The organism is Paenibacillus sp. PvR098, assembly GCF_017833255.1.
Classification (GTDB): Bacteria; Bacillota; Bacilli; order Paenibacillales; family NBRC-103111; genus Paenibacillus_G.
The window spans coordinates 2,868,405-2,892,445 of record NZ_JAFIBU010000001.1 but is presented as its reverse complement, the minus strand read 5'-3'; the positions used below and the strand labels follow the sequence as shown (position 1 = coordinate 2,892,445).

General features: G+C 47.1%; 21 protein-coding genes and 4 tRNA genes. 20 read left to right on the top strand and 5 right to left on the bottom strand.

Going from position 1 to position 24,041, the window contains the following annotated elements; genetic code table 11:
* Window positions 1–76: 76 nt before the first annotated feature.
* Window positions 77–841 (bottom strand): IclR family transcriptional regulator, encoded by a 765-nt coding sequence (locus JOE45_RS14255; RefSeq protein WP_210019590.1) that lies wholly within the window; start codon window positions 839–841, stop codon window positions 77–79.
* Window positions 842–1,656: 815 nt separating this feature from the next.
* On the opposite strand from JOE45_RS14255, the gene JOE45_RS14250 reads away from it, so the two are divergent.
* The 20 genes from JOE45_RS14250 to melA all read left to right on the top strand — a co-directional run bounded on the left by JOE45_RS14250 (window position 1,657) and on the right by melA (window position 17,365).
* Complete coding sequence (locus JOE45_RS14250) at window positions 1,657–2,796, top strand: amidohydrolase family protein (protein ID WP_210019591.1); 1,140 nt, start codon at window positions 1,657–1,659, stop codon at window positions 2,794–2,796.
* Complete coding sequence (locus tag JOE45_RS14245) at window positions 2,793–3,164, top strand: Rieske (2Fe-2S) protein (protein WP_210019592.1); 372 nt, start codon at window positions 2,793–2,795, stop codon at window positions 3,162–3,164. The genes JOE45_RS14250 and JOE45_RS14245 overlap by 4 nt, the downstream gene beginning before the upstream one ends.
* Before the next feature lie 93 nt (window positions 3,165–3,257).
* Window positions 3,258–4,295 carry a TRAP transporter substrate-binding protein gene (locus JOE45_RS14240; protein WP_210019593.1) on the top strand — a complete coding sequence of 346 codons (1,038 nt, stop codon included), beginning with the start codon at window positions 3,258–3,260 and terminating at the stop codon, window positions 4,293–4,295.
* Window positions 4,296–4,378: 83 nt separating this feature from the next.
* Window positions 4,379–4,957, top strand: a complete 579-nt coding sequence (locus tag JOE45_RS14235) for a TRAP transporter small permease (protein WP_210019594.1) — start codon at window positions 4,379–4,381, stop codon at window positions 4,955–4,957.
* The gene (locus JOE45_RS14230) at window positions 4,954–6,240 is read left to right on the top strand and encodes a TRAP transporter large permease (RefSeq protein WP_210019595.1); all 1,287 of its coding nucleotides are present in this window, start codon (window positions 4,954–4,956) and stop codon (window positions 6,238–6,240) included. The genes JOE45_RS14235 and JOE45_RS14230 overlap by 4 nt, the downstream gene beginning before the upstream one ends.
* A gap of 54 nt (window positions 6,241–6,294) precedes the next feature.
* Window positions 6,295–7,311, top strand: coding sequence for a zinc-dependent alcohol dehydrogenase (locus JOE45_RS14225; RefSeq protein WP_210019596.1), 1,017 nt, complete (start codon window positions 6,295–6,297; stop codon window positions 7,309–7,311).
* 32 nt (window positions 7,312–7,343) lie between these two features.
* Complete coding sequence (locus tag JOE45_RS14220) at window positions 7,344–8,363, top strand: tripartite tricarboxylate transporter substrate binding protein (protein ID WP_210019597.1); 1,020 nt, start codon at window positions 7,344–7,346, stop codon at window positions 8,361–8,363.
* A 266-nt stretch (window positions 8,364–8,629) separates the two neighbouring features.
* Window positions 8,630–8,818: a hypothetical protein gene (locus tag JOE45_RS14215; protein ID WP_210019598.1), complete on the top strand. Its 189-nt coding sequence runs from the start codon at window positions 8,630–8,632 to the stop codon at window positions 8,816–8,818.
* Window positions 8,819–8,842: 24 nt separating this feature from the next.
* Window positions 8,843–9,028 carry a hypothetical protein gene (locus JOE45_RS14210; protein ID WP_245246974.1) on the top strand — a complete coding sequence of 62 codons (186 nt, stop codon included), beginning with the start codon at window positions 8,843–8,845 and terminating at the stop codon, window positions 9,026–9,028.
* Between the two features lie 366 nt (window positions 9,029–9,394).
* Window positions 9,395–10,510, top strand: a complete 1,116-nt coding sequence (locus JOE45_RS14205; protein WP_210019599.1) for an amidohydrolase family protein — start codon at window positions 9,395–9,397, stop codon at window positions 10,508–10,510.
* On the top strand, window positions 10,507–10,863 hold the full coding sequence (locus JOE45_RS14200; RefSeq protein WP_210019585.1) for a Rieske (2Fe-2S) protein: 357 nt from the start codon (window positions 10,507–10,509) through the stop codon (window positions 10,861–10,863). Before JOE45_RS14205 ends, JOE45_RS14200 begins: the two co-directional genes overlap by 4 nt.
* Window positions 10,864–11,107: 244 nt before the next feature.
* Window positions 11,108–11,182: transfer RNA gene (locus JOE45_RS14195), tRNA-Gly, on the top strand.
* A 10-nt stretch (window positions 11,183–11,192) separates the two neighbouring features.
* Window positions 11,193–11,269, top strand: a tRNA-Arg gene (locus JOE45_RS14190).
* Between the two features lie 29 nt (window positions 11,270–11,298).
* Window positions 11,299–11,375, top strand: a tRNA-Pro gene (locus JOE45_RS14185).
* 9 nt (window positions 11,376–11,384) lie between these two features.
* Window positions 11,385–11,455: transfer RNA gene (locus tag JOE45_RS14180), tRNA-Gly, on the top strand.
* 228 nt (window positions 11,456–11,683) lie between these two features.
* Complete coding sequence (locus JOE45_RS14175) at window positions 11,684–12,706, top strand: LacI family DNA-binding transcriptional regulator (protein ID WP_210019600.1); 1,023 nt, start codon at window positions 11,684–11,686, stop codon at window positions 12,704–12,706.
* A 133-nt stretch (window positions 12,707–12,839) separates the two neighbouring features.
* Window positions 12,840–14,180 carry an ABC transporter substrate-binding protein gene (locus JOE45_RS14170; RefSeq protein ID WP_210019601.1) on the top strand — a complete coding sequence of 447 codons (1,341 nt, stop codon included), beginning with the start codon at window positions 12,840–12,842 and terminating at the stop codon, window positions 14,178–14,180.
* Between the two features lie 34 nt (window positions 14,181–14,214).
* Window positions 14,215–15,099, top strand: coding sequence for a carbohydrate ABC transporter permease (locus tag JOE45_RS14165; RefSeq protein ID WP_210019602.1), 885 nt, complete (start codon window positions 14,215–14,217; stop codon window positions 15,097–15,099).
* Entirely contained in the window at window positions 15,096–15,983 is an 888-nt protein-coding gene (locus JOE45_RS14160) for a carbohydrate ABC transporter permease (RefSeq protein ID WP_210019603.1), read from the top strand. The genes JOE45_RS14165 and JOE45_RS14160 overlap by 4 nt, the downstream gene beginning before the upstream one ends.
* Window positions 15,984–16,027: 44 nt before the next feature.
* A complete protein-coding gene (gene melA, locus JOE45_RS14155) occupies window positions 16,028–17,365 on the top strand; it encodes an alpha-glucosidase/alpha-galactosidase (RefSeq protein WP_210019604.1) in 1,338 nt (445 codons plus the stop codon).
* 49 nt (window positions 17,366–17,414) lie between these two features.
* Here the strand turns inward: melA and JOE45_RS14150 are convergent, their stop codons facing one another.
* From JOE45_RS14150 to JOE45_RS14135, 4 genes are all read right to left on the bottom strand, one after another.
* Window positions 17,415–18,236, bottom strand: coding sequence for an SDR family oxidoreductase (locus tag JOE45_RS14150; protein WP_210019605.1), 822 nt, complete (start codon window positions 18,234–18,236; stop codon window positions 17,415–17,417).
* A 20-nt stretch (window positions 18,237–18,256) separates the two neighbouring features.
* Window positions 18,257–19,318, bottom strand: a complete 1,062-nt coding sequence (locus JOE45_RS14145; protein ID WP_210019606.1) for an AI-2E family transporter — start codon at window positions 19,316–19,318, stop codon at window positions 18,257–18,259.
* Between the two features lie 44 nt (window positions 19,319–19,362).
* Window positions 19,363–21,108: an alpha-glycosidase gene (locus tag JOE45_RS14140; RefSeq protein WP_210019607.1), complete on the bottom strand. Its 1,746-nt coding sequence runs from the start codon at window positions 21,106–21,108 to the stop codon at window positions 19,363–19,365.
* Window positions 21,109–21,225: 117 nt separating this feature from the next.
* Window positions 21,226–23,937 carry a CHASE3 domain-containing protein gene (locus JOE45_RS14135; protein ID WP_210019608.1) on the bottom strand — a complete coding sequence of 904 codons (2,712 nt, stop codon included), beginning with the start codon at window positions 23,935–23,937 and terminating at the stop codon, window positions 21,226–21,228.
* Window positions 23,938–24,041 lie beyond the last annotated feature (104 nt).

Below are 24,041 nucleotides of genomic sequence, written 5' to 3'. Positions count from 1 at the left end.
TAATAACACTATGAGATCTATACGATGGAACCCAGTGCCTTTCAGGTAGCTGGGTTCGCGTCGTTATCTGCTAGTACTAATTGTCCTTAAGCAAGGAGGAGACTCGGTTTGTCGCTTCTTTGATGGTAGCGATCATTTCGGGTTCTCTTTTCTCCTGAGCAGTGACGAACGGAATAGAGATGCTCATACTGGCAATCATATGGTTGGTGGAATCATAGATGGGAGCAGCAAAGCAGATACAGGCTTCATAGGATTCTCCATCATCTTTGCTGTAACCTCTCTCTCGTATTCGTTCCAGTTCAGCAATGAGGTCATCTAAGTTGGTGATCGTATTGGGGGTCATTTTTTCAAATGTATATCCCGCATAGAGCATCCTGATCTGATCATTGGAATGAGCGGACAAAAGCATCTTACCAACAGCCGTAACATAAGCGCTTTGAGCCCTGCCAACCTCCATATGATAGCGCAGGGGATTGGTTGATTCTTCATAAGCAACGTAGACGATATCTAAGCCGTCTAGAACAGCCAAGTGGACATTTTCGTTAAATTTAATTTTGATTTGTTTCATAATAGGTTTGGCGATTGGAACTAAAGGAGTGGCAGACATCATATTGGAAAATTGATAAAATTTGGATCCGAGAAAAAGCTTACGGGACTCATCCATCTTTAAGTATCTTCTTTGCAGCATGGTATGCACCAACGCATGGATGCTGCTATCCGCAATATTGAGCTTTTTGCCCAGCTCTCGAATATGAAGCCCGTCATTATGCTTGACTAGCTCTTCTAATATATCAAACACTCGGTCTGCCGATTTGACAGGCATAAATGGTTTGTTTTTCATCGGACAACCCCCATATGTACATGATGATAACTTAATTATAGCATAGCAGGCACGGTCTAAGTATAATGTCCTATCATTGGGTGTTTGTCCTGCCGGAGTAGAGAAGTTGTCTATTCTGGATGAGCTAACATCGAGAATCAAGATCCAAACCATCCCCGAATCTATTCCGACTACAGTGTTCCCTTAAATACTACGATAAAATCCCAACTCCATCTCGAGCTGTTCGAATCGTTTATTCGGTAGAGCAGCCGCGGCGTAAGGAGTCCTCGATGATGCTCTTATCTTGTCGAAACAAACTCACCTTCAATAAAAAACATATCCGATGTCCACAAAAGTGACGAGAAACAATGGTTTTATGGCTCTGAAGGCTCTATGTATTAGCCATAAGATCAGTAGAATACGTTGCACTTTTTATCATATATGAAAATGAATTCCTTGTATATGAAATTTGAGGAATTTTATCATTGACAAGAAAGCGGATACAAAGTAATATATTGCATATATACAAAACATAATATCTCATATGTGAAATCCAGTGATTTCAGTCATTGATTTAAAGAGCAGTAAAGATGGCTGAAAGACATGATTTCAAACTAATGAAAGCGATTCCAGTAAATACATAAAGAGAAGGGCGCTATTTCATGAAAAAAGGAAGTACTGCCATACTGGAAGGCTTGCTTGAAAGGGGGACGGGATCATTTGCATTGTAGAATTGGAAAAACGAGTAAGTCTGACAAACTGATGATGTTGGATAGGGGTACTTATAACGCATAACCCACATAGTAGTTTTTAATTCATCAAAGGAGTGGTAAAATATGGCAATATCTGAATCCAAAACACCGGAAAAGAAAGTTCGAATGAAACGCTCCATTATTGACTGTGACGTTCATCATCTTGCCCCAGTCTCTGCAATAAAAGACAATTTGCCGAGGTTCTACCGTGATCAGATTGATTTATGGGGATGGCGGCTTCCAGGCCCAATCTACTTAAACGGAGGGGTACAGGGCTTGACAGTGGACTCTACTCCTCCTGATGGATCCAATCCTACTGGCGGTCGCGGTGACATGGAATACTTGAGAACGCAGCATATGGATCCGTTTAATGTCGAGTACGGTATATTAACCGGCAGTGATTACTCGTTCCAGGCATCGCCAGATCCTGACTACGCAGCAGCCCTTTGTTCCGCACTCAACGACTATACAATAGAGCACTGGACTTCGAAGGACAGCAGGTTGAAAGGCTCCGCGTTCATTGCGAAGCAGGATCCGCTGCTGGCAGCCAAAGAGATCGACCGGATCGGTTCGCATCCGGACATGGTTCAGGTTATCGTGGCGAGCGGTGCTGAGAAGCCATACGGAAACCGTTTTTACCATCCGATTTATGAGGCTTGTGTCCGGCATAACCTACCATTTAACATCCACGTGCTTACGGAAGGGCTCGGCATCAATACAGGACCGACAGGCGCAGGTTACGTCACTTATTATCCCGAGTACAGGGCTGCAAGACCGCAGGTGATGATGGCACACCTGGCCAGCTTCATCTTTGAAGGGGTCTTCGAGAAATTCCCGACGTTGAAGGTCGTGCTTCAGGAAGCCGGAGCGTTTTGGATCGCGCCTTTTTTATGGAAGCTCGATGCCGACTGGAAAAGCCTTCGCTTCCAGACACCATGGGTGAAAAAAGCGCCTAGCGAATATTTCCGCAGCAATGTTAGAGTGACCTCGCAGCCGATTGAGGCACCGCCAAGCACCGAGCTGTTCCAGCAAATGATGAAGGCTGTTTATGCCGATGAATGCATGATGTACTGCAGCGATTTCCCGCATTGGGATTTTGATTCACCGTTGTTGACGTTCCCCAAATTGGATGATGCGACATGGGAAAGAATCTTCTATCAGAATGCAGCGGACTTATACGAACTCCCTGCACGAAGAATCGAACAGGGAGGTACACAGGTATGAACCGGTTTCTGGTAGGAATGGCATCCGAGATTCCTGAAGGTTCGAAGAAGATTATTCAAGCCGAAGGACGCAGCGTCGGTATTTATAATATAGAGGGGCAGTATTATGCGCTTCGCAACACCTGCCCGCATCAGGGAGCCGAGCTTTGCTCAGGTATTACGGCATCGTATATTACTTCTAACGGCCCGGGAGATTTTGCATACGAGCGTGAAGGTGAACTCGTACGCTGTCCTTGGCATCAATGGGAATTCGACATTAAGACAGGCTGCATGATTACCGACCCGAAGATGAGGACAAAGACATATGATGTAACTGTAGAACGGTACGATGTCTCCGTTGAGGAGAATCAATTATACGTTCATATTTAAAAGGTATCTGCATAAAGCCAGGCTTGTGGCCTGGCTTTATCTGTAAGAGTGATCAGTTAGATCCTAGTATCACTATGACATGGAGGTAATTTTATGATAAAGAGACGTTTAACCTTAGGATTAGCAGCCGTAATGGCATTGAGCACCATATTAGCCGGTTGCGGTACCAGCTCTCAAGCAACCAGCAGTCAAGGAGCTGGCGGGACAGCAGCCAAGGCTGAGACCGTAGAGCTAAAATTTGGCCATGTGCTTGCTCAGGATAGCCACTTTCAGGTAATGGCAGATAAGATGGCGGAGCTTGCTTCACAGAAATCGAATGGCTCTATTAAAATTACGGTGTTTCCTCAGTCCCAGTTAGGCGGGGACTCGAAAATGATTCAATCCATGCGTACAGGAGTCCAATCCTTGTCGATTACGAATCAGGCCTCCCTAGTAAATACGGTTCCGGAATTAACCATTTTCGACCTGCCTTACCTGTTTGACAGTATAGATCAAGCGAATAAGGTGCTTAACGGCCCCGTAGGTCAAAAATATCTGGATCTGCTGCCACAGCATGGACTCGTCGGGTTGGGGTATATGAGCGTAGTGGAACGCAACGTGTTCGCCAACAAAGCCATTAATAAGCCTGAAGACATGAAATCATTAAAGCTTAGAACGATGCAGGCTCCAGGGCACATCAAAGCCTATGAGCTGCTAGGGTCGCAACCGACACCAATGGCTTATTCCGAAGTATATTTGTCCCTGCAGCAAGGTGTTGTTGATGGGGGGGACACGACTCCCGACCAGTTTATTATGGACAAATTTATTGAAGTGGCTAAATACTATAACATGACCAAGATTCATTATTTACCGCTGATCTTAACCATGTCCAAAATCCAATGGGATAAGATGAGCCCGGATCAACAAAAAATCGTTCAAGAAGCGGCTAAAGAAGCATTGGCCTTCCAAACCGAATACTACAAGAAAGAATATAGTGATTCGCTCGAAAAGATGAAGACAGCTGGCGTTACGGTAATTGAAACCGACGTCAAAGCTTTGAAGGAGCAAACCAACAAAGCTTACGATGTGATTTTGAAGGATATTCCGAACGGAAAGCAGCTCCTGGAAGAAATTGAAGCTGCCAAGAAGTAAATCGACTGATACTTGATGGTGATGGGGGCAGGGGATGCCCCCATCTTCACCCTTCAAGCCGACGTTAGAAAGGGGTTGATATTTTGTTATTCATCAAACTCGTAGACAAGTTAAATAAGGTGATGGAGTATCTTGCCGGAACCGCATTAGTACTTATGACTGCCGTTGTATTTTTGCAGGTATTGGTTCGGTTTGTTCTCGGCGCAATGGGTATTCAGGCATCTGTGCCATGGACTGAGGAATTGGCAAGATATCTCATGATTTGGGCTATTTTTGTAGGAGCAGCTGTTATGGCGCGTAAATCCGATTCGCTTGCTGTTGAACTATTGGTTCAGGCCGTTCCTCCGTCTGTTGGCAAAATAATAAAAGTAGGCGCTCATCTTATTGCTCTTGTATTCTATGCCTGCATTTTTTGGGTTGGTCTACAAATGGCCCAATTCGGTCTTTCCGAAAAGGCTCCCGTCCTGAAGGTGCCGATGCTTTACGTATATTCCGCGATGTCCGTTGGCGCAGCTTTAACTGTATTGAATACGATTACAATGCTAGTTGATATCTATGTTAACAAAAAAAATATTCTTGATACGTCAGATGAAGAACTAAACGCAGAAATAGAAACGGCTTTAGAAGATTACCAGAAGAACAGGAAGGAGATAGCCGTATGATTTCATTATTGTTCATATCCTTCTTGGTTTTCTTATTCATAAGTCTTCCGGTTGCGGTTTGTTTGGGATTCGCATCCTTAGTTGCCTTATATATGAAAGATATTCCTCTCATTACAGTGGCACAATCCGTATTTGAAAGTTTGGATTCTTTTGCTCTGATGGCAGTCCCCTTTTTTATCTTGGCGGGCAACCTGATGCAGACCGGCGGCATGTCCAGACGTCTTATAAACTTAGCAAATGTTTTGGTAGGTTGGTTCAGAGGCGGTCTTGGTTCGGTGGCTGTGTTAACATCCATGTTTTTTGCAACCATTTCGGGCTCATCCTCTGCGACAACAGCTGCGGTTGGTTCAACGCTAATCCCAGCGATGGAGAAGAAGGGTTATCCGAAAAACTTTGCCACAGCTACATGTGCCGCTTCGGGTGAACTAGGGGTCATTATTCCACCATCCATTCCTATGGTCATCTATGGATTAGTAGCGAATGTATCAGTTGGAAGTTTATTCTTAGCCGGTTTCATTCCAGGGCTCATGATTGGTCTTTCCCTCATTCTGACGATCATCATTGTTGCAAGAGTGAAAGGCTATGACGTTGTCAACCGTACAAGCAAACGTCAATGGTTGAAGGATTTGTGGAAAGCTTTTGCAGACTCGGCGCTAGCTCTCCTCATGCCTTTCATTATTCTCGGGGGTATTTATAAAGGCTGGTTTACTCCGACAGAGGCGTCTGTTATTGCCGTAGTTTACGGGTTTGCCGTTGGGATGTTTGTGTATCGTGAGATTAAATGGAAAGATTTAATGCCTATTTTTGCAAAATCCAGTCTTGCGACTTCCGTGATCATGATGATTGTAGCCTATGCTTCGATCTTTGGTTATATTTTAACGATCGAAGAAGTCCCACAAAAGCTGGGAAAAGCGATAGCCGAATTTTCAGATAATCCTATTGTGTTTTTACTGTTAGTCAATGTGTTCTTATTTATTGCAGGAACGATCATGGAAGCTCTAATCACCATCATTATTGTTGCACCGATCTTAGCTCCGATTGCTCTTCAGTTTGGAATTGACCCGGTGCACTTCGGGATCATAATGGTGGTTAACGTAGCGATCGGCATGTTAACTCCACCGGTAGCCGTAAATCTAGTGGTGGCTTGTCAAATTGCTAAAATAAAAATGAGTCAGTTGACTCGACCGGTGTTGCTGTACTTAGGTATTTTAACGTTAGATGTTTTGATTATCAGCTATGTACCTGCCATAACCACATGGCTTCCATCATTCATGCAAGGATAGAGAAATGATAAGCGATCGGCAAATAATAAATATAATAAGTGGGGAGAAATTCGGATGAAGGCTACATTTTATGAAGGAAACAGACAGATTCGGATGGGAGAATGCATCCCCGTGCCACCCGGTATGGGGGAAGTACAAATTAAGGTTTCGCATGCCGGTATTTGCGGAACGGACTTACATATTTATCACGGTCATATGGACAAAAGAGTAAGCTTTCCGCAAACCATGGGTCATGAGATGTCAGGGGTGATTCAAGAGTTAGGGGAGGGCGTTACCGACTATGCCATTGGAGACCGTGTTACGGTCATGCCTCTAAGCCCATGCGGTCAATGTCCAGCCTGTTCGGCCGGACACAGTCATATCTGTCAGAACTTGAGATTTCTCGGGATTGAAACTCCGGGAGCTTTTCAAAGCTCGTGGACAGTTCCAGCTTATACCTTGCACCGTCTGCCGGACAGCTTATCGCTGGAGCACGGGGCGATGATCGAACCGCTTGCAGTGGCATGTCACGATGTGCGGAGGGGTGAAGTGCAGAACGGAGAATATGCGGTTGTGCTTGGCGGAGGTCCGATTGGGATGCTGATTGCTCTAGTAGCCAGAGAAGCGGGAGCTAAAGTATTAATATCGGAAATCAATCCGTTTCGCCTGGAATTAGCCAGAGAGCTCGGGTTGGATACCATTAATCCGAAAGAGACTAACATCGTCGATTATGTCAATCAGCAAACGGGAGGGGCGGGGGCAGACGTTGTGTTCGAAGTCACTTCCTCGGCAGCAGGTGCAGAAGTGATGACCCAATTGCCGCGTACCCGTGGACGAATCGTAGTGGTGGGGATTTTTCCACAGCCGCCAAAAGTAGATTTGCACCGGTTTTTCTGGCGGGAGTTACAAATGTCTGGAGCTAGGGTGTATGAGCATGAGGATTTTGAAAAAGCGATACAGTTGTCCGCCTTGGGAAAATTACCGTTGGACCGTTTGATTACTGAAGTCTACCCGCTGGAGCGATTAGAGGAAGGTTTCAAGCAAATGGAAAGCGGAGGCAGCGTAATGAAAATTTTGCTGAGGTGCTCGTAATTTGATGTTATACAAATAGGGGGATACACGGTATGAAAAAAATATCGACAATTATTGCAACTGGTTCTCTTCTTCTGACAACCCTGCTTGCTTCAGGCTGCGCCAATCAAACGGCGAGTTCCAATTCGGCGGAACCGAAGGCCAATGACAAGAAAGAAGAAAAAACAACAGTCAATTATCCGACGAAGCCGATCGAGATCATTGTTCCTTTCGCTGCCGGTGGCGGAACAGATATCATGTGGCGAGCCCTTGCTGAATCGATGAAGACCGTGCTTGGGCAGGATGTGGTGATTGTCAATAAAACCGGAGGTTCCGGTGCAGTTGGCATGAATGAAGGCCTTCATGCCAAGCCTGACGGGTACAAATTAACGGCAGCCAACCGAGAGATTGCTGCGCTTCCTGTGCTTGGAATGGCGCCATTTAAAACATTCGATTTTAAATTTGTCGGCAAAATCAATACAGATCCGGCCATGGTTGTCGTTTCCTCCAAATCGAAATATCAAACCTTTGATGATTTGGTAGCCGATATCAAAGCCAATCCTGGCAAGTTGAATTTCGCTTCGTCCTCTACGCCAAGCTATTACAGTATTCCATTTGCCGAAGCTGCAAATTTGGATTTTGTGACTATTCCTTTTCAAGGTACAGGGCAGGCGGTCGTAGAGGTTTTGGGTGGAAGAGCTGAATTCGGAATTTATGGAATCGGGGAAGTGAAAAATCACATCGAAAGCGGAGGCTTGCGTCCGTTGGCGCTTATGGCGGACAAGCGAGCTGAAGGATATTTTAAGGATGTACCGACCATGAAGGAAAAAGGAATTGATGTGCTCGCCCATGCCTATCGGGGTCTTGCCGCACCAGGCGGAACACCAGACGAAATCATAACGATCCTGGAAGATGCCCTTGCCAAGGCTGCAAAGGATCCCAAGTTTATCGAGTTCATGAATAAACAAAACTTGTTCATTGACTATCAGAGTGGGGAAGACTTCAAAAAGATGCTTGAAGAAGATCTTGAAGTTTTGGAGATGGTCGCCGAAGTTGTGAAAAGGCAAAAGTAATGGTCTCCCGTTCAGCCTGGAATGTTGATTAGATACGATCAAGCGAGAATAAGCAGAAGACGGAGCGGGACCTATCGTGTCTTGCTGCTCCCGGGGGAACGCCGGATGAAATGGCTAAAAAACAATAATAACTAATTTGGTGGGGTGAAGGTTGATCTGATGATGACTCTTCGCCCCTTTTTTAATGGTTATTTTATCCTAAACCGGTAGGTTTGTTTTAGTCATTGGTCAAATCTATATATCCCTATTTTAGGGAGGATAAGTTTATGGCAAATTTGAGATACAAACGGGATTTAAAGGAGCAGGTCATTGAGAAGTTGCGTGACCTTAGAAAGCGTCTGCAAAAGGCGGCGAATCGACACTTGCTCATTATTAGGAACGAGCAGGGGTTATTCACATTTAAAGAAGAGTTAAATGAGATGGAGCATTTGCTGTTTAATGAAGTGAACATTTAATGACCCGAATGATGTATCCGTTCGTTGGAGTTGAAAAATTTTCTAGATGTTGGGAAGATCATGGCTACTTCCGGGCTTGAAAGAAAAGAAAGTCGGGGTGGGCATTATCGCGAAGATTATCCAAAAGCAGACCAAAATTGGTATAAAAATATTATTTTGGATCGTTCCCATCCGAACGGATTTTTTACGGCTCGCTTGCAGGAACAGTAAAATCTAGACTGCCTGAATGTGAGAACGATAAGGGTGGGAATATGCCGGAAAATGAAGAAATATAGGGAAAAATGAGAATTGACAGTTATGTTGATTGTGCTATAATGTTGGATATAGTAATCAACTGATATATTAGATATCAGATATATTAGATATCAGTTGACTTTTTTTTCGACAGGTAGTGAAAATGTAAACGTCATCTAAGTTGGAAGCAAGATCTGTTGAAGGAGATGAACGGACAGGAAGCTGTAGACTGCTTTGTTAATTGGGGGTTAAATGGAACCGTTTACATGTATTTTCGGTTCGATCTTATGAGAGGATTGTGGTCAAGACCACGAAACTCAAAAAAATGGGAGGTTGGAATGTATGGAAGCGTCAACGACGAAGAAAGCTTCTAAGTTTAATCATGGAATTATCGATTGCGATGTGCACCAAGGAGTCAAAAGCTACGACGATTTAAAGCCTTATATGCCGCGGGTATGGTGGGATAGACTGAAGGCCCACAATGCAACGCTTCCGTTTCTTATGTTTCGCCCTATTCCATTGGAACGCAATGATGCAGCTCCAGGCAACGGACTTCCATCGGGTTCAGACCCAGAATTTGCGAAGGTCGATTTGCTGGACCGCTATAATATAGAGAGAGCCATTCTGACCGGCAACCTGCTTTCGATCTCTGCCCACAACAATCCGGATTATGCTGCAGCGCTGGCTTCCGCATTCAACGATTATACGATGGACACGTGGATTCCGAGCGATGAGCGCTGGTTGGGCTCCATCGTGGTAGCTACGCAAGACCCGCTGCTCGCAGCAAAAGAGATCGATCGTCTGGGTTCACATCCGAGAGTGGTTCAGGTGCTTCTGACTTCTGCATCGCGCGAACCGTACGGACAGCGCCGTTACTACCCGATCTATGAAGCAGCAGCACGTAACAACCTGGTGATTGGTATTCACGGCGGCGGCGAAGGAGACGGAATCAATCCCTCCACTACGGCAGCAGGGTATCCGACGACTAACTTTGAACGGCACAACATCCTGGCCATCCATCATATGTCGCAGCTGAATAGTATCGTATGTGAAGGCGTTTTCGAAAGATTCCCAACATTAAAGGTGGCATTCATCGAGGGCGGTTTGGCATGGCTTCCGCATCTGATGTGGAGAATGGACAAAAACTTCCGAGCAATGCGCAATGAAGTGCCATGGTTGAAGTATAAACCAAGCGAATATATCCTTAAGCATGTCCGCTTGACGACCCAACCGATCGAAGAGCCGGATAACAAAGAACTGGTACAAATGTTCCAATTGATGCATGCAGAAAAAACGGTTATGTTCTCGACGGACTACCCGCACTGGGATAATGACACGCCATTATTTGTGCTCAATAAATTGCCTGAAGAGATGCGCCGCCGCGTAGCGTACGAGAACGCTGCTGAGATGTATCAGCTGCAAGAAAGAGGTTTACTAGCAGGAGGTGTAGCGAAATGACGAAGCACGATGTAGTCGGAGTAGAAGAGTTGGAAGCTGGAGCCTGCAAGATTACAACGATTGAGGGAAAAAGCATCGGCGTCTACTACAACGGTAATGAATATTATGCTATCCGTAATGTGTGTCCTCATCAGCAAGTCGAACTGTGTAAAGGTAAGTTTACAGGTACGACATTGGAATCCAAGCCACATGAGTACATTTATGGAAGAGAGGGCGAGATCCTGACTTGCCCTTGGCACGGATGGGAGTTCGACGTGAAGACGGGTAAGGCATTGGTCGACCCTGATCGATACAGAGTAAAGGTGTATGACGTATCGATTGAAAATAACAGAGTATTGGTACACATGGATTAATTGTTGTATGTATAGATAACGCCCTTAGACGGACTCGTCTGTCTAAGGGGTGTTTGTCGTTCCAACGAATCTGTTGGATCAGATCTATACAGCTTCATAGTACAGTGTAATGATCTGGTAGTCCTCCGATATCTTCCTTGAAAAAGATTTTATAAATAATTAAAAAAAAGATTTGCATTTCTCTTCAAAAACTGATATATTAATTCTTGTCGCTGTTGAGGGATGAACAATCTCGCCAGTCAGTGCGGAAGTGGCTCAGGGGTAGAGCATCGCCTTGCCAAGGCGAGGGTCGCGGGTTCGAATCCCGTCTTCCGCTCCATAATAAATATGTGCCCTTAGCTCAGCTGGATAGAGCGTTTGACTACGAATCAAAAGGCCGGGAGTTCGAATCTCTCAGGGCACGCCATTTTAAGACAAGTTACTATCATATACTAACGGGACGTAGCTCAGCTTGGTAGAGCACCTGGTTTGGGACCAGGGGGTCGCATGTTCAAATCGTGTCGTCCCGACCATCTTATGATGCGGGTGTAGTTCAATGGTAGAACTCCAGCCTTCCAAGCTGGTAGCGTGGGTTCGATTCCCATCACCCGCTTACGTAACACAAAAAAGCTTCTGACACTTAAGTGTCAGAAGCTTTTTTGTGTTTTACGATTTTTTGAGCGGTTTACAGAATAAATGTGGAGAATATTTTCAGGATTTTCTGAGAAAGTGTGAAAATTTTTCTCGACAACGATTAATATTTCTCAGATCAATGAATATAATTCCATTAAACCAGTGAAAAAACAGTTGATAAAATATGAAAATGATGCCGGAGGAAACGATGAAGGTTACGCTTAGGGACATCGCCGAGAAAGTCAATGTTTCTATATCTACGGTTTCAAGGGTATTGAATGATGGCCCGCATGGGGTTGAGGACGCGATGCATTTGCGTATTCTCAAGGTTGCTGAGGATTTGGGCTACAGGCGGGCGAAAAAAACAGAGCAAAATCGCAAGAAAATTTCAGAAAAACAAATCGGATTAATTATTAACAAGATGAAAGATAAATACCATGATCCATATTTCTCCGAATTGATTTATGGATTAGAGCGTGAATTGCTGGATCTGGGGTATACCTTAGGCTTTACCTATGATGCGCAGGACCTCATCAATATGAGTTTCATGGATGAAATTCAAGGAAACGATTATGGCATCATTTGCATTGCAACCAGTACCGAGCTTTTAGACCAGTTATCAAAGAAAGTGCAATACATCATCAGTGTCGGGGGCACACCTGAATTGGATATCGATTATGTCACCGTTGATTTTGAAAAGGGAGCGAGGGAAAGTGTAAATCATCTGCTCCGTTTGGGACATAAGAAGGTTGCCTATATCGGTTCGAGTTCTTTCCAATCCAGTGTTTCCTTAGTAAAAGAAGGGAGATTTCTAGGCTATAAGACGGCCTTGGAGAACCAAGGGATTACACTTCATCAAGAATGGATAGCGGATGGTCAATTTACGATTGGCGGCGGCTACGAGGCGATGAAACAAATTCTTATGGCCAAGGATCGTCCTACAGCATTGTTTACAGCTAGCGATCAGATGGCTTTGGGTGCGTATCGGGCCATACAGGAAGCCGGATTATCGATCCCCGGCGATGTGGCCGTCTCCTCCTTTGATGATATCGAAATGTCTCAATTTATGCATCCTCCGTTGACCACGGTTAAAGTGGATAAAGAAGAGTTGGGCAGAATTGCGGTCAAATTGTTTATTCAACGGATGGAAGGATCTTTGCCGCTCCCGATGGCAACCTATCTGCCAACCAAGTTGGTCGTTCGGGAAAGCTGCGGGGTTGCGATGAAATAGCTGGCTTTACTTGAAAGGGGTGATGGCTTGACTGTTTTCCATTCTCCTTGAAGGAGAGGGTTGGCTTCGCTCGCAGCACGCAATGGCGTTAAGTCTTCGGGGATAACTAATGAGGTGAAAGGTGAGGGGACAAATGGAAACGACTTTTCGCAAATTGGTTTATGGCGGGTTAACAGCGGTCCTATCTATGGCAGTCATGGCCGGTTGCGCGGCTGAGAAAACAGCCGCACCGCAGAGCAGTGGTGATTCGAAAAGTGACGGGCAAGCTTCGGGTAGTCAAGAAACGATTGAATTCGTTTATTGGGCAAGCGCAGGCGGCGAAGAGGAGGGTTTTAAGAATCTGGTTGCGGATTTTGAAGCCAAGCACCCCGAGATCAAGGTTAATGCGCAGCAGGTTCCGTCTCCGACTCAGGGGGATTACTACACGAAAATCCAAACGAGAATTGCCGGGAACAGCGCGCCGGATGTGTTCCGGGTTCAGTATCAGAAGATAGGCGAATTTGCCAGTCAAGATGCCTTGCTGGATGTAACGGATGCGTTTGCCAAGGATAAGGGAAATTTTAATCAAAGTCTTTTGACAGCGGTTACATTCAAAGATAAAATATACGGCCTGCCCCATCATACCGATACGTTAGCCGTTTTTTATAACAAAACTTATCTGGATAAGCTGGGCATCAAAGCGCCGGACAAAATCGAGGAAGCCTGGACTTGGGAGCAGCTTATGGAAGTTGCCAAGAAATTGCAGGACGAAAAGCTGGCAGCATACGGGATTGCTTCCAACTGGTCTGCCTCATCGGCTTATCGTACATTGCCGTATTTCTTCCAGAACGGCGCTTCCCTCGTGACGGATGATTTGACGAAAGGAAATATAGACACACCCGAAGCGATCGAAACGTTCAAATTCCTGCAGACGATGTTCAAAAATCACATGTCACAAGGAAACAGCATGAAGGGAACCGATGATTACAACCTTCTCTTTACGACAGGCAAAGCAGGACTGCTCATCAACGGAAACTGGATGATTCCAAGGTGGGAGAAGGAAATGAAAGAATATGAGTGGGGAGTTACCTTTATGCCGCGTAAGAAGTCTATGGCTTCCGACTTGGGCGGCAATGCGTTAACGATCCCGGTGAACAGCAAGCATCCGGAGGCGGCCAAGAAGTTCCTGGCCTTCATGGGTGAGAAGGAGAATATGAAAAAGTTCGTTGAAAAGGGCTTGTTTCTGCCAGGCCGGACGGATGTTGAAGGACCGTTTAATTACAGTATTAAAGAACCGGCGCTCATGAATAAGTTTATTGAACAATCCAAGACAGTGCCTAAAGAGATGGCCAACACGGTAACCCTAACCAGCTTTGCCAAGCTTAATCAAGCTCTGGCTGACTCGCTGGAAGGCTTATTCGCCCAGGGCGTGTCTCCGGAACAAACGGCCCAAACGCTGAATAATAAGGTCAATGATATTTTAAGCGGTAAATAGTTTATGAAGTGAATAATGAGTAGGGGGGCTAACGGTGCCTAGTCTGATGAGTTGGTATCAAAAACGATCGATCAAAATAGCACCTTACCTATTTATTGCACCGAATATCCTTTTGTTCCTTGTGTTTATGATATTTCCGATCTTATTCACCTTTTATATCAGTTTTCACAAGTGGACGATCCTGGGGAAACCGAATTTCGTAGGCTTGAGTAACTACTATCAGTTATTGACGGACAACGTATTCTGGATATCGCTATGGAATACCCTCTACTATACGGTAGGCACCGTTCCCTTAAGTATGGCTTTAGGCTTGGCCGGGGCTATCTTGCTCAACCGCAAGATTCCCCTACGCTCTTTCTTTCGCGGCGTCTTTTTTGCTCCTGTCGTGGTTTCCTTGGTGGCTACAGGCTTGATCTGGTCATGGATGTATAATCCGAACTACGGCCTGTTTAATCATCTGTTTCAATTTGTTGGAATTGAAGGCGTCAATTGGCTTTCCTCTACTACTTGGGCTATGCCCGCTGTGATCATTACGACGCTTTGGGTGCGAATCGGGTATTGTCTGGTTATTTACTTGGCAGGCCTGCAAGCTATTCCGGACTCCTTGTATGAAGCGGCGGAAATTGACGGCGCGAGCAGTTGGCAAAAGTTTTGGCATGTGACCTTACCACTGCTAAGACATACCACAACGTTTGTATTGGTCATTTCTGTGATTTACGGGTTTATGGTGTTTGATCTCATCTACACGATGACGAACGGAGGTCCGGGTCATTCTACGACCGTCATTGTCCAATACATTTTCCAGAAAGCGTTCGTAGAAGGAGATATGGGATACGGGTCGGCGCTCGGTGCGGTTTTGTTCCTGATCATGATGGTCTTGGCGGCGATTCAATTAAGATTAGGGAGGGAGAAAGGATGAAAGCACATGAAGTGACCGGCCTTAAGAAAAGGTCCATCCTGGTCCCGTCGATCCCTAAGCTGAATCGAAATTCATGGAAAACCAGTATGATTTTTTTGATCCTTTGCGCAGGTTCGGCCTTGTTTTTGCTTCCTTTTATCTGGATGCTTTCAACGGCATTAAAAACTCCGGCGGAAGCGGCCGGAAGCAGGATACATATTATTCCGGAGAAGCTCATGTGGAGCAATTTCTCTGATGCGTTGAATGCCGCGCCGTTCATGGGCTACGTAGGGAACAGCATGATTGTTGCGGTCTTCTCAGTCGTTATGACGGTCTTCATTAACTGTCTGGCCGGGTATGCCTTCGCCAAATATAACTTTGTTGGGAAAACGGTGCTTTTTATGATGGTTTTGAGTACCTTGATGATTCCCACGCAAATCATTATGGTACCTAACTTCTATATCCTGAAGGAGCTAGATTGGATCAATACCTACGCAGGGCTCATTGTTCCGCGGGGCGCGGAGGCGTTCGGCTTATTCTTAGCAAGGCAGTATATCATGAACATTCCCGACTCCCTCATTGAAGCGGCGCGAATCGACGGTGCGGGTGAGTTGAAAATCTTTAACCGGATCATCCTGCCTAACGTGAAGCCATTGATTGCCGTGCTGGTCATCTTCACCTTCATGTGGAGATGGAACGATCTGATTTGGCCGCTGATTGCCGTCTCCGAGAAGAGCATGTACACTGTCCAACTGGGCTTGGCGATGGTCAAAGGGGAGCATTACATTGATTGGACGATGACCATGTGTCTGACGCTGCTTTCCATCATCCCGATCATGATTGTGTTCTTGCTGTTCCAGCGTTATTTTGTTCAAGGGATGGTCAGCTCAGGTACGAAAGAATAATCAAATAGAAGAGAGATAACATCATTCATTGGGAGGGACCAACCATGGCTAAGATTACGATTATTGGAGCGGGAAGCGTAGTTTTTGCGAAACGATTAATTTCCGATATTTTATCGTATCCCGAGCTTTCAGACAGTACCTTCAGTTTAACCGATATCCAACCGGTCCGCTTGCAGACCGCTGAGCAAATGGCAAAAAAATTGGTGGAGCAGCATGGCAATAAAGCGCGAGTGGAAGCAACGCTCGATCGCAAGGCAGCCTTAACGGGTGCTAATTATGTGCTGAACCTCATTCAGGTGGGCCTGCATGAGGCCACCCTGAAGGACTTTGAAATCCCTAAAAAATATGGCGTGAAGCAGACCATTGCCGATACACTAGGTATTGGCGGCGTGTTCAGAGCATTGCGTACAGCCCCGGTTATGCTGGATTTTTGCCGTGACATGGAAGAGGTATGTCCCGATGCTCTCTTGTTAAACTACACGAACCCGATGGCGATGCTTATGCTGGCCGTAGCGAAGGCGAGCTCCGTCAAGGCGGTCGGACTTTGTCACAGTGTACAGAATACGGCAGATGATTTGGCTTCCTATCTTAATATTCCGATAGAAGAACTGGATTATAAAGTGGCCGGCATTAACCATATGGCCTGGTTTCTGGAGTTAAAGCGTAAGGGAGAAGACTTATACCCGAGGCTCTTTCAAGCGATGGATAAAGTGGAGATTTTCGCGCAAGACAAGGTTCGTTTTGAAATGATGCGTCGATTGAACTTTTTTGTTACCGAATCCAGTGAGCATATGTCTGAATACACGCCTTATTTCAATAAACGAGACGATTTGATTCAGCATTTTGATATTCCGATTGACGAGTATATTCGCCGCAGCGAGAGGAATCTGCTGCGGTTTGAGGAAACGAAGCGGAAGATCGAGAACGGCGAATCGTTCGAAACGGAAAAAAGCCATGAATACGGCGCTCCGATTATTCATTCAATTGAAACGGGAACGGACCGTGTCATATGGGGGAACGTTCTGAATACCCGCTTAATTACCAACCTGCCGCAAAATTCATGCGTGGAAGTACCTTGCCTTGTGAATAAGGGCGGAATTCAGCCTTGCTATGTGGGCGACCTTCCGCCGCAGCTGGCAGCCATGAACATGACCAATATTAATGTTCAGCAGTTAACGGTTGAGGCCGTGCTCACAGGGAATGTGGATTATGTGTATCAAGCGGTGATGCTGGATCCGCATACCTCATCCGTACTGTCTTTAGATGAAATCTGGGATATGACCCAAGAATTATTGCACGCCCATGCGGTTTTATTGCCTCAGTTTACCAAAGGGCGGAATTATGTATTGAATCCGTCCGTGTCCAAGATAGGAAGCATCTGATCATAAAAGCCTCAAAGGGCCGCCCCTTAGAAGAGGGGCAGCCCTTTGTTTATCCCCGAAGCAGCGATTCCGCGCCGTCGATGTAAATTTCGGTGCCTGAAATGTGGGAAGACGCTTTGCCGGCCAGGAAAAGCACCAGATCCGCCACCTGCTCCGAGGACCCTGGGCCGCGAGCAAGCGGTTGGTCGCCCTCAGGGAACTCTACTGGAATGCGAATCTCCTCCAGCGCCGGACGTTTATGCGTGCTATCGTCAATGTTGGTTTCAATCGCGCCAGGGCATATGGCATTGACGCGAATACGGTATTGCGCCAGCTCCAGGGCAGCCATCTTCATGAAGGCGACTTGGCCGGCCTTGGTGGTGCTGTAGGTGCTGAAGCCTAAGTTAGAGAATACCCGATTGCCGTTGATGGAGCTGGTGATGATGATACTGCCACCGCTTGTTTTCATGTAAGGCACTGCATACTTCACTGTGAGGAAGGTACCTCTTAGGTTAATGTCCACCACCTGCTGCCAATCGTCAACTTCCATGTCCTCGATCGAGGTCATGACGCCGTTGATGCCGGCATTGGCGCAAACAACATCGAGACGGCCCCAGTGATTTACGGTTTGCTTTACAGCTGCCTCCATATCGCTTGGGACAGAGATATCCGCGACTACAGCCATCGCTTCGCCGCCGCGTGCTTCGATTTGCTTTTTCGTTTCGTCGAGCTCTTCCGCAGTTCTTCCAAGGATACACACCTTTGCTCCATGCTCGCTAAGAAGCAGAGCGGAAGCTTTACCGATCCCCGACCCTCCGCCGGTGACGAGCGCCACTTGTCCTTCCATGCGTCTGTCCTTGCCAACACCCGATTGCACTGGATTGGTATTCATCTCTTTTTCCTCCTGTTATATCAAGTGCTCAGCCTCGGCCGGAAGCGAAGCCACATAATTTTGACAACCATATATACCGGAATGACGAATATCATGCCGAGAATTCCCGCTGCTTCCGCAGATATGATCAGCAGGAGAAGCACGGTTAACGGGTGCAGGTCCATCCGGTTGCTGAATACTTGCGGCGAGACTAATATGTTATCGGCCAGCTTGGCCACTACAACGATGACGATGACCCACACGGCCATGACAGAGGATTCCGTAAATGCGACAATAAAGCTTGGAATCGTACCGATCATCGGACCGATGAGAGGTATCAGATTCATGACCATGGCGAAGAGGGCGAGCAGCATCGGATAAGGGAGGCCGATCAGAAGGAATCCGGCATAGACCATGACGCCCACCACAAGACAGACTACGATACGGCCGATCGTAAATTCACCCAGCACACTATCGATCTCTGTCAGCAGCTCTTCCGCGACGGAATTCACTCTCTCAGGGAGCCAGTCCAGAAGCGCTTGCTTCGCATAATGCCCCTCCGTCAGCCAGTAATACAAAATGACGGGGATCGCCGTCAGGATCAGTAGCGTACTAGTTACCAGACTGATTAAACCGGTAACGTAGTTCGTAGCTAAGGTGATGCTGCGGTTTACCCAATCCGACACTTTGGCCGTGAGATCAAAGCTGTCTGACGGAAAGAATGCGGCAAGAAAACGATTTTCTTCGAAATGCTCCAACTGTACGCGCAGCGCCTCCAGAAGCTCAGGCACATTTTCCAGAAAGAGATTTAACTGACTCTGAAGCATGGGACCTAGGCCGATCATGAGCAGCGCGGTAAAAGCGGTCAAGACCACATAAATCAGCAGCGTAGCTTCCTTACGCTTCATCCCCCGACGCTCCCAGAGGTGAACTAGTGGACGCAGTAGGTAGTAGAAGAAGCCCGCCGCGGCGAATGGAATCAGCAGCATCTTGGCCATGGTGTAGATCGGCACAAACAGAAAGCTGATTTGGTTGAATAAATTGATAATAATCAGCAGCAGGATCAGACCAAGGCTGATACGGAACCAACGACTCTGCGGCACAAGGACCACTCCACTTCTTTATACCTGTTGCTGCCGATGAAGCCTTAGAGTGAGCGATACAAAATGCGATACCCGAGCGGATCCAGCTTAATGTTCATCATGCCGTCCTCGGGAAGTGCCTCCTGACCCGAGAGTGCATCCTTCCAATCGCTCGTTTCCATCGGATGGCTCAGTACCGTCTCTTCTTCCGTGTTATTCATCCATATGGTAAAATGCATGCTGTCATCGATCCGCTCATAGATGATTCGTGAATCGCCGGAATCGGCCTTCAAGAAGCGAAAACTCCCCTTACGAAGGACATCGTATTCTTTGCGCAGCGCGATCATCAGTTTATAGAAATCATAAAGCTCATTATCCTGTCTTTCCGGGTCCCACTCCATGCATTTGCGGCAATCAGGGTCATCCCCGCCACTTAAACCGATTTCATCGCCGTAGAAGATGCAGGGCGTCCCCATATAGGTCAGCAGAAAAACGACGCAAAGCTTGAGTCTTCGTTTGTCTTCACCGACGCGTGTGAGCATGCGGGGTGTATCATGGCTGCAGAGCAGGTTGAAGATGACTTCGTTCGTTTGCTGCGGATAACGCATGAGCAGGTGGCCCATGCTGCTTGAGAAGGTATGTCCGTCGATATAAGACCCGGAGAAAAACTCCAGCACTTTGGAGGAGAAGGGATAGTTCATCACCGAATCGAACTGATCTCCGAGCAGCCATTTCATGGAGTCGTTCCACACCTCGCCAACGATATACGCCTCAGGCTTAGCCGTTTTGACGACCTTGCGGAAGTCACGCCAAAATTGATGGTCGATTTCGTTAGCTACATCAAGCCTCCAGCCATCGATATCAACTTCCTTGATCCAATACTCGGCTATATCCAGCAAGTATTGCCTTACTTCCGGGTTCGCGGTGTTGAACTTGGGCATGTGCTCGAAAAATCCGAAGGTATCATAAGTGGGAATGCCGTCTTGTACCTCCAGCGGATACTTGCGTACGTGAAACCAGTCGACGTACATGGAGTCCTCGCCGTTCTTGACCAAGTCTTGAAACGGAGGGAACTCCACGCTGCAGTGGTTGAATACGGCATCCAGCATGACGCGGATACCTCGTTCGTGGCAGGCTTCCACCAATGTTTTTAAGGTATCGATATTCCCGAACTGAGGGTCTACCTTTTTGTAATCCAGCGTGTCGTACTTATGATTGGATGGGGAGCGAAATACCGGCGTAAGATAAAGCGCGTTGACGCCTAAATCTTCTATGTAATCGAGATGATCGATGATGCCCTGCAGGTCTCCGCCAAATAGGTTGTCCGTTGTCGGTTGGTTTCCCCACTCCTCGGTTCCTTCCGGATCGTTGTCCGGATTGCCGTTTGCGAAGCGGTCAGGGAATATTTGATAAAATACGGCCGATTTCGCCCAGTCCGGAGCCGAGTGCGTATCAATTTCGTGGATGTAAGGAAAGTCGAAGTATCCTCCTGGCGGGGTGGGTGGTTCACCGTAAATTCCGGTTTCGACCATCCAGGCTGTCTCCTCTCCCGACCTGAGTCGGAATCCGTAGGAAACCCGGCGGTAAGCGGGTTTGAGATACGCCTCCCAGTAATCGAACATGGCATCCGAAGCAGTCTTCATCATCGGGTATTCCGCATACGTACGATCCCAATCGTACTTGTCTCCTGTTACGGCGTGTATTTCTTCTACATCGTCGCGTTTGGTACGGATTCGAAGATGCACAGTTTCGTTATCATAGGCATAGGCCCAGTTACTGTGAGAAACGTGATAAAAGCATTCCCAAAGCATAGCGTCAGCTCCTTCTCCCGTAAGGCGGTTTATCAACCTATCAACCTATTAACCTGTGGAACTGACCTTTAAACACATGCAAAAAAACCGTCAGCCGGTTAGGCATGACGGTTTCATTCAATTCATGACCCGGGCCAGCATGGACAGCAGCTTGGACAAGTCGACCGGTTTTCTGATGTAGTCGGATGCGCCGGCCTCCAGGCTTTGCTGCCTGTCTTCCGCCATGACTTTCGCCGACAAAGCGATGATGGGCACCTGCTCGTATTCCGGTATGCTGCGGATTTGCCTTATGGTCTCCAAGCCGCCCATCTCCGGCATCATGATGTCCATTAAGATGAGATCGATTTCAGGCAGGCTTTCCAACTGTGTCAGCGCATCCCGGCCGTTATCGGCATAGATCACGTTCATCCGCAGCTTCTCCAAAACACTGGACAGGGCGAAAACATTACGGATGTCGTCTTCCACCAATAATACGTTTTTATCTGCGAACATGTGCTCTGCATTTTCCCGTCCGTCAGCCGTGGTCTCGGTCTCCTCGAGAGTATGATAGACCTCGGCGAGATAGCTGCTTTGCACGTTGTCGGCGGAGGAAGCGGCAACTTCTAAATCCGACTCACTTGTATTCGGTGAAATGATTGGAGATTTAAGGTTTTCGGGCAAATAAAGGGTGAAGCGGCTGCCTGCACCACTTGAGCTTTCGACGCGAATGCTTCCGCCGAGCAGGCGAGACAGCTCCCGGCTGATGGTCAGTCCAAGCCCTGTGCCGCCGTATTTGCGTACCGTGGATCCGTCCACCTGTCGGAAAGCTTCAAAAATCAAGTCCAGCTTATCTGAGGGAATTCCGATGCCTGTATCCATAACGGAGAAGGCGATAGCAGGAATAACGTCTTCGTCGTCATTCCGGAATATATGGGTCATGCGCTCGATGCGCAGCGATACACTGCCTTTCGAGGTGAATTTGAACGCATTAGACAAAAAGTTGCGCAAAATTTGCTGAAGTCGGTATTCGTCGGTGTAGATCTCACTCGGCACGTTCTGACCGTACTGAATATGAAATCGAATGCCTTTCTTATCCGCCACAGGGTCGAAGCTTCGGGCCAAATTGTCTGTCAGGCTTTCGAGGCTGCACAGCTCTAGGTTCAACTCCATTTTCCCTGCTTCCACCTTCGATAAATCAAGAATCTCGTCGATCAGGCGGAGGAGGTCGCAGCCAGAGGAGTAGATCGTCTGGGCGAATTCTTTTTGTTTGTCGGTCAGGTTCCCCTCTTTATTGTCGGCAAGCAATTGAGACAAAATCAGCATGCTATTCAGCGGGGTTCTCAATTCATGAGACATGTTGGCGAGAAACTCGGATTTATACTTGGACATGGCTGAAAGGTCCTCAGCCTGCTGCTCTAAAGCGTGCTTTTGCCATTGAAGCCTTTCTTCCGACTGTCGCAGCGACTCGTTGGTTGCGATTAAGGCTTCCTGCTGGATTCGCAGCTTCGTGGAATACGACTGCAGCTCCTCGGTCAAAGCTTGAGACTCGCAGTACAGCCGTTCCAGCTCCATGCGGCCGGCGACGCTGTGAACGGCGATACCGAAGGAATCGCGGATTTGTTCCAGCAGCTCTAGCTGAAGCGGGGTAAACGACTTCAGTGAAGCGAGCTCAATGACGGCCTCTACCTCACCTTCGAAGGTCACCGGAAAGATCAGCAAGCTGCGCGGCGGGGCGTTCCCGAAACTCGAGCTAATCTGAACATAATCGGGAGGAATGTCAGGGACGGAAATCACTTTCTGTTCCTGCGCTGCTTGACCGACCAATCCTTCACCGATCCATATCGTATTCTTCGCCGGTAAATCCCCCGATTCCGCATAGGTGGCCGCTTTTATCAGCTTGTTCGGCTCTCCGAAGCCGGACTTTATATAGAACACGCCGTGTGTAGCATTGAGCAGAACGGCCAGCTTATTAAGGAAAGATTGCGCCAGCTCGGTTACGTTAACTTTGCCTTGGTATATCGTCGCCGTTTCTGCAATGGTCGACTTCAGCCAGTTCTGATGCTCAAAACTGTCCAGAAGCAGGTTGGTCACCTCGGCCAGATCGCGGATCTCATCCTTGGTATGGACTTTGATGCGGGTCGTCAAATTGTTTTCGGACGATGCGATGCTTCGGATCGTACCGACTACCTGCCGGATCGGCTCCACGATGGAGTTTGAAATGAGGAAGGTAATTATAATGGAAATGGGAATAGCCGCCAATACTAGCAGATAGAGCTCGGTTTTCAGCAGGGTGATTTTACTTTCGAGCTCCGATATGCGAGCGGCGGTCCGCTCTTGTTCTATGCTTCGGAGGCTTTCGAACTGCTGCCTCAGCAGGTCCATATGCTTTTTGCCGGGATCATCTTTATACATTTGGTTCAAGAGCTCGATTCTGCTTTGTTCCGTTAACGCGATTGAGGGATCTTCGGAGGTCAGTATCCACTCCTCAATTGTAGATTTGATCGCTTCGAGATTTTGCTGCTGGCTCGGCGTATCATCTGAAATCAAAAGAAGCAGCCTATTGTAGTCTTGAAGCCATTGCTGCTTTCCTTTGTAATAAGGCTCCAGATAAGTCGAGTTGCCTGTCAGGACATAGCCTCTATACCCGGTCTCCATGTCTAGCACATGCTTTTCAATCCTGTTCGATAAATGATTGGTTTCCAGATCATGACTGATCATATGTTGAATCTCTGTCTGCCGGGTGTACATTTGGTCCATGAGGACGAAGGTAGAGAATCCGAGACAAAGAAGAATGGCCAGATAGCCCAGGGCAATTTTTGTACGGATGCTCGTTCTTTTTAATTTGAACATATCCATGTCCCTTCTAGGGAAGAATAAGTTTCCTTCCCTTCCATTCATTGTAACCCTTCATATCAAATGCGGCAATGATAAGAGTGGTTCTGGGGATTTTTTCA